The organism is Candidatus Uhrbacteria bacterium, from assembly GCA_016699205.1.
GTDB lineage: Bacteria > Patescibacteriota > Patescibacteriia > 2-12-FULL-60-25 > 2-12-FULL-60-25 > CAIXDN01.
The window spans coordinates 458,512-475,950 of record CP064964.1; the positions used below are offsets into that span (position 1 = coordinate 458,512).

Annotated in this window: 15 protein-coding genes and 2 tRNA genes; 2 read left to right on the top strand and 15 right to left on the bottom strand. The window is 54.9% G+C overall.

The genetic code is table 11. The annotated features are described in order from the left end of the window. Positions 1-121 precede the first annotated feature (121 nt). From IPH19_02285 to IPH19_02310, 6 genes are all read right to left on the bottom strand, one after another. On the bottom strand, positions 122-2,281 hold the full coding sequence (locus IPH19_02285; GenBank protein QQR61268.1) for a UvrD-helicase domain-containing protein: 2,160 nt from the start codon (positions 2,279-2,281) through the stop codon (positions 122-124). A 70-nt stretch (positions 2,282-2,351) separates the two neighbouring features. Continuing rightward, on the bottom strand, positions 2,352-2,891 hold the full coding sequence (locus IPH19_02290; protein ID QQR61269.1) for a hypothetical protein: 540 nt from the start codon (positions 2,889-2,891) through the stop codon (positions 2,352-2,354). Between the two features lie 105 nt (positions 2,892-2,996). Then, complete coding sequence (gene mltG, locus IPH19_02295) at positions 2,997-4,031, bottom strand: endolytic transglycosylase MltG (GenBank protein ID QQR61270.1); 1,035 nt, start codon at positions 4,029-4,031, stop codon at positions 2,997-2,999. Continuing rightward, on the bottom strand, positions 4,015-4,569 hold the full coding sequence (locus tag IPH19_02300) for a phosphatase PAP2 family protein (GenBank protein ID QQR61271.1): 555 nt from the start codon (positions 4,567-4,569) through the stop codon (positions 4,015-4,017). Before IPH19_02300 ends, mltG begins: the two co-directional genes overlap by 17 nt. A 12-nt stretch (positions 4,570-4,581) precedes the next feature. Continuing rightward, the gene (locus IPH19_02305; GenBank protein ID QQR61272.1) at positions 4,582-5,217 is read right to left on the bottom strand and encodes an endonuclease III; all 636 of its coding nucleotides are present in this window, start codon (positions 5,215-5,217) and stop codon (positions 4,582-4,584) included. A gap of 1 nt (position 5,218) precedes the next feature. Further along, entirely contained in the window at positions 5,219-6,781 is a 1,563-nt protein-coding gene (locus IPH19_02310; GenBank protein QQR61273.1) for a 2,3-bisphosphoglycerate-independent phosphoglycerate mutase, read from the bottom strand. Positions 6,782-6,950: 169 nt separating this feature from the next. On the opposite strand from IPH19_02310, the gene IPH19_02315 reads away from it, so the two are divergent. After that, the gene (locus IPH19_02315) at positions 6,951-8,936 is read left to right on the top strand and encodes an FHA domain-containing protein (GenBank protein QQR61274.1); all 1,986 of its coding nucleotides are present in this window, start codon (positions 6,951-6,953) and stop codon (positions 8,934-8,936) included. A gap of 77 nt (positions 8,937-9,013) precedes the next feature. Here IPH19_02315 and IPH19_02320 read toward each other — a convergent pair whose 3' ends face one another. Beyond that, a complete protein-coding gene (locus tag IPH19_02320) occupies positions 9,014-11,035 on the bottom strand; it encodes a FecR domain-containing protein (GenBank protein ID QQR61275.1) in 2,022 nt (673 codons plus the stop codon). 201 nt (positions 11,036-11,236) lie between these two features. Between IPH19_02320 and IPH19_02325 the strand changes: the two genes are divergently transcribed. Next, positions 11,237-11,312: transfer RNA gene (locus IPH19_02325), tRNA-Pro, on the top strand. 33 nt (positions 11,313-11,345) lie between these two features. Here the strand turns inward: IPH19_02325 and IPH19_02330 are convergent. The 8 genes from IPH19_02330 to IPH19_02365 all read right to left on the bottom strand — a co-directional run bounded on the left by IPH19_02330 (position 11,346) and on the right by IPH19_02365 (position 17,406). Continuing rightward, positions 11,346-12,563, bottom strand: a complete 1,218-nt coding sequence (locus tag IPH19_02330; GenBank protein QQR61276.1) for a YibE/F family protein — start codon at positions 12,561-12,563, stop codon at positions 11,346-11,348. A 4-nt stretch (positions 12,564-12,567) separates the two neighbouring features. Then, positions 12,568-14,013, bottom strand: coding sequence for a TM0106 family RecB-like putative nuclease (locus IPH19_02335; GenBank protein ID QQR61277.1), 1,446 nt, complete (start codon positions 14,011-14,013; stop codon positions 12,568-12,570). A gap of 8 nt (positions 14,014-14,021) precedes the next feature. Then, positions 14,022-14,312: a hypothetical protein gene (locus tag IPH19_02340; protein QQR61278.1), complete on the bottom strand. Its 291-nt coding sequence runs from the start codon at positions 14,310-14,312 to the stop codon at positions 14,022-14,024. After that, positions 14,263-15,795 (bottom strand): fused MFS/spermidine synthase, encoded by a 1,533-nt coding sequence (locus tag IPH19_02345; GenBank protein QQR61279.1) that lies wholly within the window; start codon positions 15,793-15,795, stop codon positions 14,263-14,265. The genes IPH19_02340 and IPH19_02345 overlap by 50 nt, the downstream gene beginning before the upstream one ends. Then, positions 15,792-16,409, bottom strand: a complete 618-nt coding sequence (locus IPH19_02350; protein QQR61280.1) for a fused MFS/spermidine synthase — start codon at positions 16,407-16,409, stop codon at positions 15,792-15,794. Before IPH19_02350 ends, IPH19_02345 begins: the two co-directional genes overlap by 4 nt. A gap of 14 nt (positions 16,410-16,423) precedes the next feature. Further along, positions 16,424-16,579: a 50S ribosomal protein L33 gene (gene rpmG, locus IPH19_02355; protein ID QQR61281.1), complete on the bottom strand. Its 156-nt coding sequence runs from the start codon at positions 16,577-16,579 to the stop codon at positions 16,424-16,426. A 76-nt stretch (positions 16,580-16,655) separates the two neighbouring features. Further along, positions 16,656-16,731: transfer RNA gene (locus tag IPH19_02360), tRNA-Thr, on the bottom strand. A 117-nt stretch (positions 16,732-16,848) separates the two neighbouring features. Continuing rightward, complete coding sequence (locus IPH19_02365) at positions 16,849-17,406, bottom strand: hypothetical protein (GenBank protein ID QQR61282.1); 558 nt, start codon at positions 17,404-17,406, stop codon at positions 16,849-16,851. Positions 17,407-17,439 lie beyond the last annotated feature (33 nt).

Here is a 17,439-nt window from a genome sequence, read left to right on the forward strand (position 1 = left end):
AGACCTTATCGGGCTAGTGGGATTGGGGCAAGTCGGCTTGTCATTGCGAGGAATCGAAGCAATCTTGGTCCGGACCGCACGCTCAGGATTGCTTCGTCGTCGCTACTCCTCGCAATGACAGCTAAAGGTCCTCGATCTCTCGCAGGTAGGAACCGGGCTTAAGTGGCTTCTTTGGCTTTTCGTCTTTTTTCCAAACGGTTGTGGGTGCGATTTGGATCGCCGGCTCTTCATAACCATCACTCCCCTCGCTATCGTCCCAAGACCATGCACCGGCTTTTTTGGATTGTTGCCACTTTGTCGTTCCGGAACCAGCCTCGCGCAGTTCTACTCTTTCGAATAGATGCGGATCGACTTCTTCGATGAATGTCGATGGCTGATTCAAAACCAATGACTCTTGGCCGAGGGTGAGCGGGTAACTTAAGAACAGTTGGCGGCGGGCGCGTGTAACAGCAACGTAAAACAAGCGTCTCTCCTCTTCCATTCCGTCTTCTTCTGCGAGCGCGCGGCGATTTGGGAAGCTTTGGTCGGCTAAATGGATAATAAAAACTGTATCCCATTCCAAGCCTTTGGCTTGGTGGATGGTCGAGAGGATCATTTTCTCCTCACGCTCCACACCTCTCGCTTCACGCGTCGCTGATTGGGCGACAACATCATCGTAGAGCGAGATGTCGGCGAGGAAGGCGGCGAGATCATCATAGCCTTCTGCAAAGAGGGCGAGCTGTTCCAAATCTTCCAAGCGTTCACGCCAGTTTGGATATTCGCGCTCCAAATAATCCTGATATGCGGACGATGTGACGGCGCGGATAAGCTGAGCCGGGAATCTTCCCTTCTCCAAAAAGTTTTTGAGAATCAGCATCATGTCATTCCAACCAGTTTGTCCGCGGGCAGGGATACGCAGACCAGCGGAACCATCGACGATCATGTCGACGCTTTCTATCACGCGCATCTGCGAAGCGATGTCTCCCGCGGTTGTTGCGCCGATACCTGTTTGCAATCCAAGCGTGCGCAGCCAAGCGACTTCATCTTTTGGATTTTCATACACGCGTAAAAAAGACACGACATCTTTTATGTGTGCGCGTTCAAAAAACTTTTGGCCGCCGCGATACTCGTACGGAATATCGCGCTTCATCAACTCAAATTCCAGCGTTTGGGAATGAGCACTCGAACGGAACAACACCGCCATGTTGGCAAGAGCGACTCCCCCATCGCGCAAAGCCAAGACCTGTTCTGCGATATATCGCGCTTCCTGCGAGGCTGATGAACAGGCGATCAAACGAGGCTTATCCCCTTTTTCCCTCAGTCCAATTAGCTCTTTTTTGAATTGATGGCGGTTGTGCGAGAGCGATTCATTGGCGAGATCGAGGATTTGAGGCGTTGAGCGGTAGTTTGTAAGCAATTTAAAAATCTTTGCATCCGCAAATTGTTCAGGAAAAGAAAGAATGTTTTTTACATCTGCGCCTCGGAACGCATAGATCGACTGCGCGTCGTCGCCAACGGCGATAATATTACGATGGATTTTGGAAAATCCAGCGACGATACGCGCCTGCACGGCGTTCGTATCTTGATACTCGTCGACGAGCACGTAGCGGAAGCGCTCGGAAATTCTTTTGCCGTCCGGGCTATCGAGCAGCATGGCGAGATTGGTGAGCAAGTCATCAAAGTCCATGGCGTTCGCCTGCTTTTTTCTCTGATGATATTGCTTGGCGATTTCCTCGATGTCCGTGATGAAGGCTTGGAAGTTGGGATATTTTATTTCAAGCACGTCATCGATGGAGTGCTGGGTGTTGCGGGCGTAGGACAAAATATCGCCTACGACAGATGCGGTCGGGAAACGCCGGGCCTTTGGATCGATGGCCAAGTCTTTCATGACGGCTTTGATTAGATTGCGACTGTCTTCTTGGTCGAGAATGGAAAAATTGGATTGATAGCCGAGGTCTTCTGCGAATGAGCGCAATAAGCGTGCGCCGATTGAATGGAAGGTACCGCCCCAAATACCGCGAGCCGAGGGTCCGAGCACGCTTTCTACGCGGCCAGACATCTCTTTTGCCGCCTTATTGGTAAATGTGAGTAGCAAAATCGAGGACGGATCAACGCCGTGCTCGATGAGATAGGCTACGCGATAGGTTAACGTGCGGGTTTTGCCGGAACCGGCTCCAGCTAACACAAGACAAGGGCCATCACCCTCCAGAACGACAGCCAATTGCTCCTGATTGAGCGCTTGGACGTAGTCGATTTTTTTGACCGAGCCACCCGGATCGGAAGAAAGCGTAAAGGTGGACATGGGCAGATGATAACGAAGAAGCCCGACCATGTGAACATGGCCGGGCTTCAGAGATCGAGTCTTTGGTTGTTTAGCGGATTTGCTTCCAGAGTAGGTCCTCCTGGTTGGGTTTGCCTGCCTTTTCTCGCGACTGACGCTCTTTGGAGCGCTTTTGCACCTTGCCGCGGATCCAGTCGCGCCGCACTTCCGAGAGCATCTCCAGCATCGTCTCGCCCTTGAGATAGGTGCTGAGACATTCGTCCTGATTGAGGGCGAGGACTTCCAGCTGGTTGATGCGGTTGATGCGGTTCACGATGAGCTCGGTTCTGTGGCCCAGACCAAGACGGTTCCAGATGCGCAGCGGATCGGTTTCGAAACCGACCAGGTACATCTCGTCACGGCCGTGGCGCCAGAGAAAGTAGTTGAACTCCTCCTCAAGTACCAGCCGCGCCAAGCGATCGCGCAAGCTCATGCGCTGACGCTCATCCGGGCTGAGGGTCGGAATCACCAGGTCTTCGTCGTCGTCCGACTCGACGGGTTCGGGTTCTTGTACCGGGTACTCGCCTGATTCGTCGCGTATGAGCGATATCACCAGCTCGACATCAGAACGAGCTGCAAAGCTCCCGTCCATGATGAACTCCTTGAACGTTGTTAGTATCTCCCTGCCTTTATGAGCAGAGAACGAATCAATATACTACAAAATTGCGGTTTTGTCAATCTTCTATTATTTCCTGTTTTACTGGCTATATCCGGCTTTTTGGCGATTGGCTATATGCTCATCCAGGGTTCTGGCGTAATAGGTTTTTCCGGCTTCATCGGTCAAAAAATAGCGATATTCGCTTGGTTCTGGATTCAAAACAGCCTTGATCGCCGCCTCTCCCGGGTTGCCGATGGGTGATGGCGGCAGACCCCGATACTTGTAGGTATTCCACGGAGAGTCGATGGAAAGATCGCGCGAGGTGGCGCGGGCGCGGCCCGAGCCCGTCATGTAATTCAATGTTGCATCGGATTGAAGGGCCATCCCGTCGCGTAAACGGTTCAGGAACAAGCCGGCGACCAAACGCATGTCTTCTTCGGAACGGACTTCATCCTGAACAATCGAGGCAAGAATAATGACGTCGTCGAGATCGGTGAGCGGAGCACTTGCGGCACCAGGCTTAGCAGCGGAAAAACGCTTACTGAATTCATCGAGCTGTTTGGCGATCAGGCCTTCCGGCAATTGATCGGCCCAAACGCGATAGGTATTTGGGAAAAGATAGCCTTCCAATGAGCGGTCGCGGGGCAAGCTTCCGAGAAAGGGATAGGTGTCGCGTAGCGCGAGATCAAAAGGAACGCGATCGAGCGAGCGGCCGATAACACGCACGGCATCTGCGGGGTCGATTTGCTGCTCGTCCTGCAATTGATCAATAAGCGCATCGACCGTTTCACCTTCTATGATCGTGATTTGTACTTCTGTTCTGGCAGGTCCGAGAGCGAGCTGTCGGGCAATTTCACGATAATTTGTTCCCGGGCGGATTTGATAGGAGCCAGGGCGTGCGCGGTTTAGCGCGCTGTCAAAACGGCCATACATTCTATAACGAGCTGCGGACTCGATGATGCCGTTCTCTTCCAAAATCTGCGCGACCTTGGCGCCATCAGCACCTTCCGGGATTTCTACCGCCTTTACCGCTCCGACAGGTACGGCCCAATAGGCTTCATTGGCCCATTGCCAGCCAAACCAGATACCGAACAACAAGACGAGAACGACCAACAGCTTAACCATGTTTCGCATAGGATTCCGGAGCTTGTTTTTTTATGGTCTGACGAAGCTTCACGTAATGAACAATGACGCCGACGAGACTGCCGAGCAATGCACCGGCGAGTACATCCGTCGGATAATGGACACCCGTTGCCATGCGGCCAAAGCCGATAAGCGTTGCAGCCAAAAGCGCAAGCATACCGATGCCCGGACTTCCGTAGACGAGAACGACGGCGGCAGCAAAAGACGTAGCCGTGTGGCCCGACGGAAACGAGTAGATCGTAAGCGGCGGAGGAATGAGCACCTGCACGGAAGCATCAGCGATAAATGGACGGATGCGTCCAATGAATTGACCGGATACCGTCGCTACCACCATTGCGATCAATGCAGCCCAAGTAGCCTCGTAAACAATCTTGCGGAGATGACGGCGCTTGCGCCAAAAACCAAGAATCGCCACAAGGAAGGCGAAGACAAAAACAAGGTAGCGGGAAAAAAAGACAGACAAGGCTTGGCCGGCTTCACCGGACATTGCTTGCTGTATTCCCTGCAGAATCAAGATTTCACCAGACATGGATAGAGGGTATCAGACTTTTGTCTTATTTGGGTATGCACACCACTTTGCGACGGGGCAACGATAACATTGCGGCTTTCCCGGCTTACAGATATCACGGCCAAATTGAACCATCGATCGGTTGATGTCGATCCACTCTTTTTCCGGAACAAGCTTACGCAACTCCATTTCAACCTGTTCAGCGGTCTTTCCCTTGGCCCAGCCGAGACGATGCACGACGCGATAGACATGCGTGTCGACAGCGATAGCGGGGATCTTGAATGCGTAGGCAAGAACGCAGCTTGCGGTTTTGCGGCCAACTCCGGGTAAGCGCACGAGCTCATCCATCGTGCGGGGTACTTGGCCGTCAAAATCATCCATCAACATCCATGCCAATGCTTTGATGGCTTTTGCCTTGTTGCGATAGAGCCCGATGGAAGCAATTTTGGATGCGATGCTTGCGACGGGAGCTTTGGCTAAATCTGCCAAGGTCGGATAAGCGCGGCGGAGCCCCGGATAAACACGGAGCACTTGCACATCTGTGCTGCGCGCTGATAGGAGAGTCGCGATGAGCGTGTCTTCCGCTTTCCCCATGTCGACCATCCCCTTTTCCGGATAGCGCTTGGATAAAACCTGTACGACTTTGGCCGCGGTTTTTGAATTCGTCACACTAAATCAGCGGTTGGCCCGTCATGATTGGCGGAGGTGTGATCTCGAGAAGCTTGAGCACGGTTGGAGCGACATCAGCCAACATGCCGACGGGAGCGTTTAGAGAAAGATCGCCGCCAATGACATCGCCGGAAGGGGCGCGGATACCTTCCAGTTCTTTGCTCGCAATAATAAAGGGCACGGGATTGGTGGAATGCTCTTTATCCATGTCGCTGGTCACTAGATTTTTTACTTCTTCTGCATTCCCATGGTCAGCGGTTATAAGAACCGCTCCGCCGACAGCAAGCGCTGCGTCAACAATAGAGCCGATCGCTTTATCAACGGCTTCACAAGCTTTTACCGTTGCTTCGTAATTACCCGTATGACCAACCATGTCAGGGTTGGCGAAGTTGAGAACAATAAAATCGTAAGAACTGGCAGCGATTTCCTTTACAACGCGTTCCGCGATCAAAAAGGCGGACATTTCCGGAACCTGATCATAACTGGAGACGCGCGGACTTGGGATAATGACGCGATCCTCGCCAGGGAACTCGTCCTCGCGCATGCCGTTCAAGAAAAATGTGACATGCGCATACTTTTCCGTCTCGGCGATGTGCAGCTGACGCAAGCCAGCGTCGGAAACGACTTTTGCCAAGGACGTTTCAATCGGCTGAGGAGGAAAGGCGACTTCTACCGGAAGATCTTTTTCAAACTCCGTCATCGTGACAAATAATACATTCTTGAGATACTCGCGCGGGAATTTATCAAAAGCCGGGAGGGCAAATGCCTTGGTCATTTCTCTTGCGCGGTCCGGACGAAAGTTAAAAAAGATCACAGCATCCCCTTCTTTCACCGGAGCTCCGACACCAATCACGGTCGGAATGAATTCTTCATCAAACACTTGTTTTGCATAGGAAGCTTCCAGTGCGGCGACGGCAGAATCTGCGCGCTCGCCCTCGGCACGGACAATCGTGTTGTAGGCTTTTTCTACGCGGTCCCAACGGCTGTCGCGATCCATCGCAAAATAGCGTCCGGCGAGCGTGGCGATTTTTCCCGTACCGAGCTCGGCCATCTTGGCTTCCAATTCTCCGACAAAACCAAGACCGGAATTATAAATCGCGTCGCGGCCATCGAGGAAACAGTGGACGGGAACATCTTTTAGACCTTCGCGCTTACAGAATTCAAGCAAAGCGTTCAGGTGTTCTTGCGAGGCATGAACATTGCCTTGCGACAATAAGCCCATGAGATGCAATCTCCCGCCATTTGCCTTGCTATGAGCGACGGCTTTTTTCAACGCGTTGTTACTATAGAATTCTTCGGTTTCAATCGAGAGATTGATGCGGGGCAGACTTTGGTAAAAAATGCGGCCGGCTCCAATCGTGAGGTGGCCGACTTCAGAATTACCCATTTCTCCCCATGAAAGACCGACAGCGCCCCCGGATCCATGCACGGTCATTGCCGGATAAGACTCGATCAAGCGTTTGAAAACGGGCATTTTTGCATCGTAAATCGCGTTCCCGTCTGCCTGAGGGGCAATACCGAATCCATCGATGATGATCAGAACAACGGGTTTTGGTCGCGACATAGCCCTTATTTTAGCCATTTTTTTGGTATTACCGCAATGATGTTAGAAATCATTGACATTTTGGCTAATTTATGGTATTTTATCACGTTCCCCGGAAGGCCGTGGGAATGCGAGCGGCCGCGTTGCCGCAACGATTTTGGATCTTCAAAACACGAGAAGGAGAACAGACATGGCCAACGAGAAGAAGGGTTTCAGCTTCGACGACATCGAGGATGCGGTGCTTCCGAGCACGGTATCCAGCATCGCCGCGGCCTCCGCGACGGACACGCTCAGCGAGTCCTCCGAGGACGAGGCGGGCGACGAGAGCGACGACAACAACAACGGCGACGACGGCGACGAGGATCTCCGGGAGACCGGGGTCCACGAGAACGAGGTCGACGCGCTGCTCATCGACACCGGCACGCCGGGCGGCGAGATCGAGGACCTGAACGAGACCGAGAAGTTCACGCTTCAGGTCAAGGCCGCCTTCGACAAGACGGTCGGCCTCGGCGAGGAGCTCCTGCGCGACAGCACGCTCTCACTGCGCGAGCGTGCCGCCGCCATCGAGGTCGTCATCAGCGATCTCGACATGCAGCTCGACAAGGACGCCATCAAGGCGGACAACGAGCTCGTGATCGCGGGCCGTGCCACCAAGGCATCTCTCCAGCGCACGCTCGAGTACACGCTCCAGCGCTTGTGCCTCGAGGCCGCCAACGCGACCCCGAGCACGCTGCCGGAACGGATCCAAGGCGTGAGCGACACCGATCTCGAGCGCATGGCGCTCGGTCTCGGCGAGCTCGAGCTCAAGGCCGTGACGGAGGAGGGCAAGAAAGAGGCCCTTCGACTGCACGCGATCGTCGCGGCAGACAAGGCGCGTCGCACGGCCACTGGTCCCACCATCGCGGTGAGCCTCACGCCGCCGCCTCCTCCGCCTCCGGTGGAAGAGCGGCAGCCGCTCATCGTCCCGCCCGCGTCCGCGGCTCCCGTGATCGAGACTGTCTGGCAGTCGGGTCCGGAATCCGTTCGTCCGGCCGATGAGGCCGTGACGCACGACGCTCCGCTCAAGACGGTGGCACCCGCCGCTGTCTCGCCCGCCTCGCCGGCCCCTTCCGAGGAGCCGTCCGTGCACGTCTCCATCAGTATGGAGAAGGAAATGAACCAGCACCCGCAGCAGCAGCCGCCGGCAGAGACCGAGGTCCCGCCGGTCTTGGAGCCTCCGGCTCCGTCCAACAGCGAGCCCGTGGAGGTCCGCACGCGCATGCGTGTGGGTCGAGCACTGAACAACGACTGGGTGATCGAACAGCCGCACATCAGCGCCCACCACGCCGTCCTCACGATCAATGAGGGCAGCCTCCAGATCGAGGATCTGGGCAGCACCCATGGCACGTTCGTGCTCGACGAGCTCGCCAACTGGGTGCGCATCACTCAGGGCAGCCCCGCGGTCGTCAAGATCGGGCAGCGCTTCCGCTTCGCCAACATCGAGGCGGTCTCGTCGCATGATAAGAGCAAGCGGACCAACGTCCACTTCGTGAAGCCGGACGGCAAGATCTCGCACTCGATCGGCTTCTTCTGGGCCGGCGAGCAGCAGAGCGAGTTGCACCGTCTCGAGCAGGCGCGGCTGAACGCCGAGGATGCCGCGAGGCAGCCCAAGCAGACACCGCTCAAGACGCCCGACGAGCTCGACAAGAAGAGCCCCACGCAGATGCAGCAGGCCATCGCCAAGAGTAACTCGACCGGCAACGGTCTGAGCAGGGCTCTCGGCGTCGGTGTGCTGATCCTCGGAGCCCTCGCGCTCCTCGCCGTGCTCTTCATGTGGGGCAGCGGCGGCTTCAACCGCCACCACACGGTCGCGACCACCGAGACGGAAACGTCCACGGAGTCGGAGACCGAGACGGTGAGCGAGACCGAGACGACGGCCGAGACGGAAACGTCCACGCCGACCGACACGGTCACCACCGAGACCGGCTACAGCCGCCGACCCGGTCGCGACGTCGCGAGCTGCGAGCACGTAACGAGCTTCCTGCTCGCGCGAGCCGATGGTGAGGCCTACTGGGACTGCTCGGGTATCACTCCCGACCAGTACCGAGATCTGTACAGGATCGAGGATCCCATGGGCGCGCGCCACGTCATCGCCAACACCTGCGCGTGTCAGCGATGTGAACCGACCGTGCACTGACGCACCTTTGCCCTAACGGGCACCTACGTAAAAGCGCCTCTACCAATCTGGTATGAGGCGCTTTTCTTTTTCTGCTTTTAGTAGATGCGGTATGGATAGCGACTGCCGGGCGCAGAAGGGGTTGATGCATCTGGCGTTACCGTGATTGTTGCCGAGCTTGTTTTGGTTACACCCTGCTCCGTGTAACGAGCCGTTACCGAGCCGGAAGCTTGTTGGCCGGAGCAGAAGGTCAAGATTTTTCCGTCGCCTGGAAACAGAAGCTTGGAATCGCTGACGGTAACTGTCGAAGAGATCGAGACGTCTTTGCTGGTCTTGTCGCCGTAGATCGCGAAGACCTTGTACGGAAGGCTTGCGCTACAGGTGACGGTGGTCGGACCGGTAAAGCGGATTTCAATCGACTGAAGGCCTGTGAGCTTGGCTGCGGAGTGAACAATATTCGCAGACACCGTGCGTGAACCGACCGTGTCGCTAAAGGAAGCATTGATTGTAATTGTTCCGATGAAGACTGGCGTAAGGACATTGCCCTGCAAAGATCCGTCACTTGATCGTGCGAGTGAGAAGGAAGCTTTGGAGGTTAGCTCATCTGCCCGACCATCGGACTTGATGCCAAAGAGTTTAAGGGTGACCGGTTGCCCACTGATCGGCGCGGATGGTGAGGCGAGCAAGGTCAGACTCTGATAGACACGGCCGGTTTGAGTCGTTGGCTGGTTTGTTGGAGGTTTGATAACCGGATTGCGGAGCGTTGGTTCATTGATGCGGATTTCCGGCTTGTCCTCTGGCTCAACCGGGACGGTGATATCCGGAATACCGAGCGCGACAGACAAGCGTGCGCGGATCGCTTCTGACTTGTTCTTCAAACGATCATCGCCTGCTTCACCGAGCGCAGCGTCGACCGCATCGAGACGGGACATAAGATCGGCGACGACGCGCGTGCGGCCATCGGTCAGATCAACACCTTCCAAAACATCATCGACGCCTTCATCAATACGAACGAGTTCACGATAACGCGTGTCGGTTTCATCGCCATTCACGATGGCATCGCGAAGCAAGCGCAACTCACTGAGCGAGGAGCTTTCCGTGAGAGCCTGCGGCAAAGCTAGATCACTGATATTTTCACGGAGACCTGCGTAACGCGCACGAGACAAGAGCGTCGTTGCGATATGGAGCTCGCCGCGCAGCAAGCCGGCCTTAGGACCCATGGCTGGCAAAAGGCCGCGGATATTTGCGAGCGAAACCTTGATATTGGATGGATTTGCTACAGCTGCCGCAAGCTCACGCTTAGCGTAGGCGGCTGCGAGATCTTCACGCGCATCACCGGAAGCGAGAGCGAGATGCAAGCGCTCGGAAGCGCTGCGTACAAAAGACGGGGCTGCAGGGATGGAATCAGCACGCGCATCAAGGCGCTTGCGCAGCTCGCCCATGTAGTCGCGGTCAAATTTTGTGTCTTTTACTTTTTGCTCAGCCGGCCAGATGTCGGCTTCCGTTAGATTGCGGACGGGCTTTTTGCAGTCATTCGGACCAAAGCTCCCCCACTGATCATCCGTGAGAAGGGTTTCGTCGGTGCCGCCGTTAGCAAGAATACCGACAACGGATTCCGTGACCGCTGCTTCCGTACAGTTCGGCTGCTTGATGATGCCGTAAGAAGTTCCGCGTACGGTTGCAACCACATCGCTTGTACGAACTTCCATGGCGCTATCGACGTCGAGCAATTTGAGCATGCGATTCCAGACGCGGCCGGCATTGAGCTTGAGACTGATCACGGAGCTCGCAGCGCCCGAGCCGTCGGCTGGCGCATCAGCGATTTCAAGCTCGGTGCTTTGGTCGAGACGGGTTACACCTTGATCACCCCAAAGAATTTCCGCTTCGGAATCGGCGCTGGTCTTTACCATGTCACCGGCGTGGATTTCTTGGACGTCTTTTACAACTGACCAAACATCGCCTGTCTTATATTCCACATTGCCCTTCACGACTTGCACGCGAATGGCAGGCAATTTTTCTGCCGCGACAGAACCAACGGACCAAAACCATGTTCCTCCGATAACGAGGAGCAGGATGGCGAGAGCACCGCCGGACAATGCGAGAATACGAGACTTGTTCATAGGATGATTATAGGCGGTGAATATAGCTTAAAACGATAGAGATATCAACCCATGGCAAATACTTGATTCTCTCTCCAAGTCCTGCTATTCTCGTCCCGCTTAGGTAAGAGAGGTTACGGGCTATATCTTCGCTAAAGAGCTTGATATAGTCCTCCTACGCTCGCACACAGACAAGTTTACTTGTCTGTGTACTCGCTCCGTCGGGCTATAGCGCAGTTGGTAGCGCGCTTCGTTCGGGACGAAGAGGCCGAGGGTTCGAGTCCCTCTAGCCCGACCATATAAAACACCCGCCATGAGGCGGGTGTTTTGTTTAGTGGCGATGACTCTTGCTTTCTGGCGGCATGCGGACCGTCGCCCAGGCGGCGAGGAGAGCGGTGATCGGAACGGTGAACACGAGGCCAATGGTGCCGGCGAGCGAACGAACAACTTCATCGGTGACGGAATCAAAGTTGATGAATTTGAGCCAGGAACCGCCAAACTGTTCGTAGAGAAGCAGCGTTGAAAGCGAGGCACCGACATAAGCAAACACAAGCGTGTTGGCGAGCGCTCCCATGTGGTCGCGTCCGATGACCATGCCAGCGGTGAACAAATCCTTGAAACCTATTTTTGGATTAGCGCGACGCACCTCGGAAACTCCGGAAGCGATGGAAACGGCAACATCTTCCAAAACACCAACTGCCGCGATAATGATTCCGGCAAACAAGAGACCGCGCGGATCGAGTAAGGGATTTTTATTGAAGAATAGACGATCATCTTCCGTGGAAAGTCCGGAGAGACGGGTTGCATCGACAAAGATCAGCGAGATCAAATATGCGACGAGTGCGCCGCCCATCGTACCAACAGAAATGACGACGGTTTTACGATTCCAGCCGATGGTTAGTCCGCTTGAAATCAAAGTGAAAAGACCGGCGAGGACAATCGCGAGCGGTACGGCATTGACTCCGCGTAAATAGAGCGGAATGAGAATGTAGCCAATCATCGCAATCGAGAGCGCGATACCGAGTGCCACCTTTACGCCCTGCCAACCAGAGAGCAGTACCAATGTGAGGACGAATAGTCCGATCAGCCAAAGCATGGCGCCGCGTCGATCAAAACCTTCGATGTACAGACTCCAACCTGTTTCAGCTGGCTGCATAAAGATCACAACCTTGTCTCCTGCATGTGGGTCGAGATTGTAAGGATTTGAACCGACATCAGAATGGATTTCTCGAATCTGGTTGATCATCGGACCGGAGAGGAAACGGACACGGAAAAGCTTGATCTGCTCTGCACCTCCTGGGATGGAGCTTGAACCGACCGAAACCGACTCAACCACCGCGCGCTCATATTGACCCTCGCGATCGCTTACACTGTTTTCCGGAGCACCGGAGCCATCGGTGCCGTTGGAAGAGCCGTTGTCTACGGGAGCCGTGGAAGTGACGGCTTCCAAAGTAGAGCTCGTTGAGGTTGCTTGCGCAAAAGCGAATTGCGGGATCAACAACAAAGCCACGATGAGTAGCGTGTAGCGGTTCATGAGAGATCGGATCATAGGTTTATTGGAACCAAGGAAATGGTTTGGTGAAGCGCTGGATGTCTTTGGCAAAGCGGCGCATCCAGGAAAGGACATGGGCTGTTGCCTGCACGTCTTCTCGATTGTACTGGATAATCGCATCGAGGATGGAGCGGTCACCGCTTTCCATCCATTGTTCATAAGCAAGAACGGATGCTGCTCCCCCTTTCACATCGCCTTCCCAAGCAAAGCCGAGGAATTTAGCGATCGCTTTCAAGCTGTAAAAATGGAGCGGAAATACAATATGTTCGCGTGCGATTTCTTTCAAATCGACCATCGAGTTACGGAAGCGTTCAAGATCCTGATTCTCGAGATCGCCATAGCGCTTAGCCAGAACCGAGAGACGCGCGACTTCATGGTTGGCGTAATGGTAGACGGTGTAGCGCTCGGGCAAGGTTGAAGTCCATTTAAGAAAGTCTTTCCACATTTGCCCCTCGTCTTCCGGTCTTTCTGCAACAAATGCTTTGTATTCTTTTCCGAGCCAGAAACCAAAAAGATAATCGCGATCAAGCGGCGGATAGCTTTCAATATCAAAATGGATTTCCAGGCCCATGGTCGGATCGAGGAATGGTTTCCGGATCATCACGGAGCCATGAACCAAGGATTCGGCTTGGCGGCGGACAGCCTCGAGCGCATTTCTCGTGAGCCCAGGGAAACGTCCTTCCAAACTGTCGATATCGAGAATGGCGGCATCGTCGATGGTGAGTACGCCGAGCGAGCGGAGTGCTTTCAATTTTTTTACATCGACATTGAAGAGCAGGGCGATATCACGACGGGACTCGGCCAAGCGCAAACAAGCTGCACCCCAAGGCGATGTATCATTACAGCTTTTGCGATAGACGGGGGCCGGCATTTCTCCGGAGCGGATGCGCTCAAGCTGCTCGACGATCGTTGCAAATTCACTCTGGAATGCTGAAGCGTTGAAAGCGAGGCGCTCCCCATCGCCGTTGATGATGGCCGGGTGGGATGGGAAGTGGCCTTGTACGCGCTCGAGCAAGGTCGCGTAAAACGAAAGCTGACACATGTGCTCTTTTTTGAGTTCATGCGCGCGCTTCACATCAACCGGAACATAAAAATAATCACCGAGCAGACTTTTGCCTGGTTGACGCTCAAGCAAATCAGGTCGGCCGCTCCAGTCGCCATCGACGAGCCAGCCTTGATAGATGATGGGGACTCCGGCACGCATGAGCTCGAGCGTACGGGCCGAGCCTTCTTCCATGTTTTTGATGACGCTCAGATCATCCGGCGTACCGTATTGGCTCGCGATAATCTCGCGCTCGTGAGCCAAACCGTCGGCGAGGCGCTTTTCCTCTTCTTTGGTGAGCGGGCGTCGATCGGCTTTATCGCCAAAACGCTCCCAATACGGCCAATGCGGGCATTGGAAAAAGCGGTAGAAATCGCTTCCGGTGAGCGGGGCAGATCGTTCCATGGCCAACATCACACCCGATTTTTCCATTCTTGTATAGCGATGGCCAGGATACGCATCGTCATGATGTGGCCGATCACTAAAGCAGCCATTAAGGCGAGCAGATGCCAGAGCAGCCAATAGGAGGGACGGAGGAAGTCGGCGAGGATGGCGAGCGGCTGCAAGATCAAGATCCAAAAGAATACGCCGATGCGATAGACGCGCTTGGAACCGGGTGGCCACGCTTCCGCGAGCAGCGGGTTGATCGGTTTATCAGTAGGCGTCTCGGAAGACGGGGGCGAGGTAACGGTCGAGCGGGGCATAGTCATCAGTAAGAATGGAAGCATCTTTGTGCTGCGCGAGGAACTCCTCTACCACCATTGGATCGAGACGTTTGGCGGAAGCTTCAATCGCTTGATCATCGGCTTCAAGGCGATCAAAGGAGGGAGGGCGAGCACGCTGCCAGCGATCGGAATCGATCGGTTCATCGGAAGCAATGAGAACGATGGTGTTGCGACCTGGTTCAAGCGTATCGGCGAGCGGTGCGATTTCTACATGCTTCCAGACTTGGCGTAGCGTGAGCGTCATCGCTGCAAGAAAATTGCCGTAGCGGCTATCGTCGATCAAGTTGAGGGCGTAGATGCCGTCGGATTTCATGCGTGACTTGAGCAGCTGATGGAATTCGAGCGTCGTGAGGTGAACAGGGACTCCGAAATCATTGAAAGCATCGCCGAAGACGAGGTCGTAGGGTTCATCGACGTTACGCATGAGGTGGCGACGAGCATCGCCCGAGGCCATAACGATGGTGGTCGTTGTCGACAGTTCCATGAAGCGATGATTAGCCTCAATGACAGCCGGATCGATCTCGGAAACGGTGGAGGTGGCGTTGGGGTAATAGGCTTCAAGATAGCGAGGCAGAACAAAGCCGCCGCCGCCGATGAAGTAGGCATGAAAAGAATCGCGTGTTGCGTAGCGCGACGCGATCAAACGTGCGTAGACCTGCTCATACCCGTAGCCGAGATCGGATGGATCACGCGGCGAGACATAGGAATGCACCAAGTGGTCGAGGCGGAGCGTGTAGCGAGGCGTGTTTTCCAATCCATCGACCTTGATGCGGATACAAAAATAGTTGGACTCGATCTTGCAGATGCCGGGCAAGAGCACATTACCTGCACTGACCACGAGCAGAAATCCGATGATGCGATAATTTAATACGTTCTCCCCTATTGCGATGTATACGCCTATCAAAAGGAGTGCGATCGCGACGGCTGACATCAGATATTGCGCGCCGAGGGCGGCGATCAACACATAACCGCCAAGTCCGACGCCGAGCAAGCTGCCGACGGCACCAGCAGCCGAGAGCTTACCGATAATAGAACCCGTGTGACCGAGATCATCGACGGCGAGCTTGGCGAGCTGGGGGCTGACCATCGAGAGAAAGAAAGCGACCGGACCAAAAACCACAAGCGCGAGCATGATAGAACGAAAGGCGAGGTCCATCGGGTAGGCGGAAAGGCGGGTTGAGAAAAATGAGAGAGCAAAGTTGGCTGCGAGAGCAGCCGTACCGCTCAAGAGGAATGTCTGCGCCAAAGCACGGCGGCCTGATTTGCGATCCGCGAGATAGCCACCGGCTGCTTGACCGAATGTTAAGCCGATGAGCGTTGCTCCGATGACGGAAGTCCAGGTGAAAACGGATGTACCAAGATATGGCGCGAGGGCGCGGCCGAATAAAACCTGGATCAGCATCAAACAAAAACTCGCGAGTCCATTCAAAATCCAAACCGGAGGCAGACGGAGCGATTTCATACGCGGCGAATACGCATCAAGTACACACAACCGACGATCATGAGAAGGATCGCGAGCAAGAACCAGACTTGGCGTGTCGAGAAATACGCCTGGAACACAAAGCCAGTCAGATACGTTCCGAGAATACTTCCAGCCGAGTTCCAAGCGCCGAGCATACCGTAGACGCGGCCGGTGCGATCAAGGGAGTCGAGGCCGACGCGGACGGCGGCAGGAGTGATCGAGGCGGAAATGGCGGCCGGAGGAAAGAAGACGGAGACGCAAAAGATGAGCGTGAGTAACGGAAGCGGCAGCGTTGAAGCGGAAAGAATCGGTCCGATGGTGAAAGCGATGAGGTAGGCCAGGGCTGCAAATAGACCGCTGAATGCAAGCAGCCATCCAAGGAGACGAGCGTGGTGGAAACGATCGGCCAGATATCCGCCGAGACGGGATCCGGCAACAATACCGAGAAGCACGGCAGCGATCACAGCTGTCCAAGTCTGTAGCGAAGAACCGAGGAAGGGCGAGACAAGACGAGCGGCCATGATCTCAAAGGCCATCATCGTAAAACCTCCCAGAAATACAAACGCCCCGAGAATCATCGGGGAGTTTGGTGAAAATCGGGAGGACGTGGCCATGGCAACAGTCTACCTTATTTGGTCTCCTTGTGCGGAGAACGTCCTTTGCAGGTTTTACAAAATTTGGCGATCTCAAGGCGGGCCTTGATCGTCTTTTTGTTCTTGCTCGAGTGGTAGTTGACCTTACGGCACTGGGTGCACTCGAGTTTAATGAGGTTGTCTTGAGACATAGGTAGGTAGTGGTTAGTTTTCAGTGGTCAGGGGTCAGGGCTGAAAACTCACAACTGACAACTGAAAACTGTTTTATGGAGCCGCCTCGCGGATTTGAACCGCGGACCTTCACTTTACAAAAGTGTTGCTCTACCAGCTGAGCTAAGGCGGCGCGGGCGCGGGTGGAACGAACGGGCCTGAATATGCCATACGCCTTCAAAAAAGGCAAGCCCCGCACAGAGAGGTGCGGGGCTGTTCTCAGGAAGGGAGGTTTGGCCGTGGTTATTGGCTAACCAGTAACCACATAGAGCGTTCTTTTTGCGCAGAGCCCGGCCGGCATGAATCCGTTCTCGTAGAGCATGAGCACAGACTCGATCTCGCGATAGTCGGCTTCACGATCCGTATTTTTGAAACACGTACCGTAGAAAAGAAGGAGGCGCACGCACTCTGAAAGCGTGCTCTTCAGCGTAATCAACGCGGGAGCAAACACAAGCGTGTCCCACAGAGCCTGCGTATGAGCTCCTTGATACAAGCCCATGATCGAGCATCGAAGCAGCGCACTGTCGCCCGACAAGGACGTATCGAGACGCCTCGAGAAATGCTCGTGAAGAAGGCAGTCCATGCCGACCCACTGTTTTTGCGCGAGCCCAACAGCGTCCGCATGACGCACGAACTCGATTCGGGACGGGTTCAGCCATGCAAAGGCTGTCATCGTGTTTTCGGCGAGCACTTCTGCATCGCCTGGTGCGAGAAGATGCGGCACCCAATCACTCCATCGCTCCAATGGAAGAAGTGCCGGTACCATCGCGCCCGCGCGCGCTTGTCTCGATTGCGAGAACGTCTCCATGTTTACCCCACATCACGTGCCGATGTTGATACA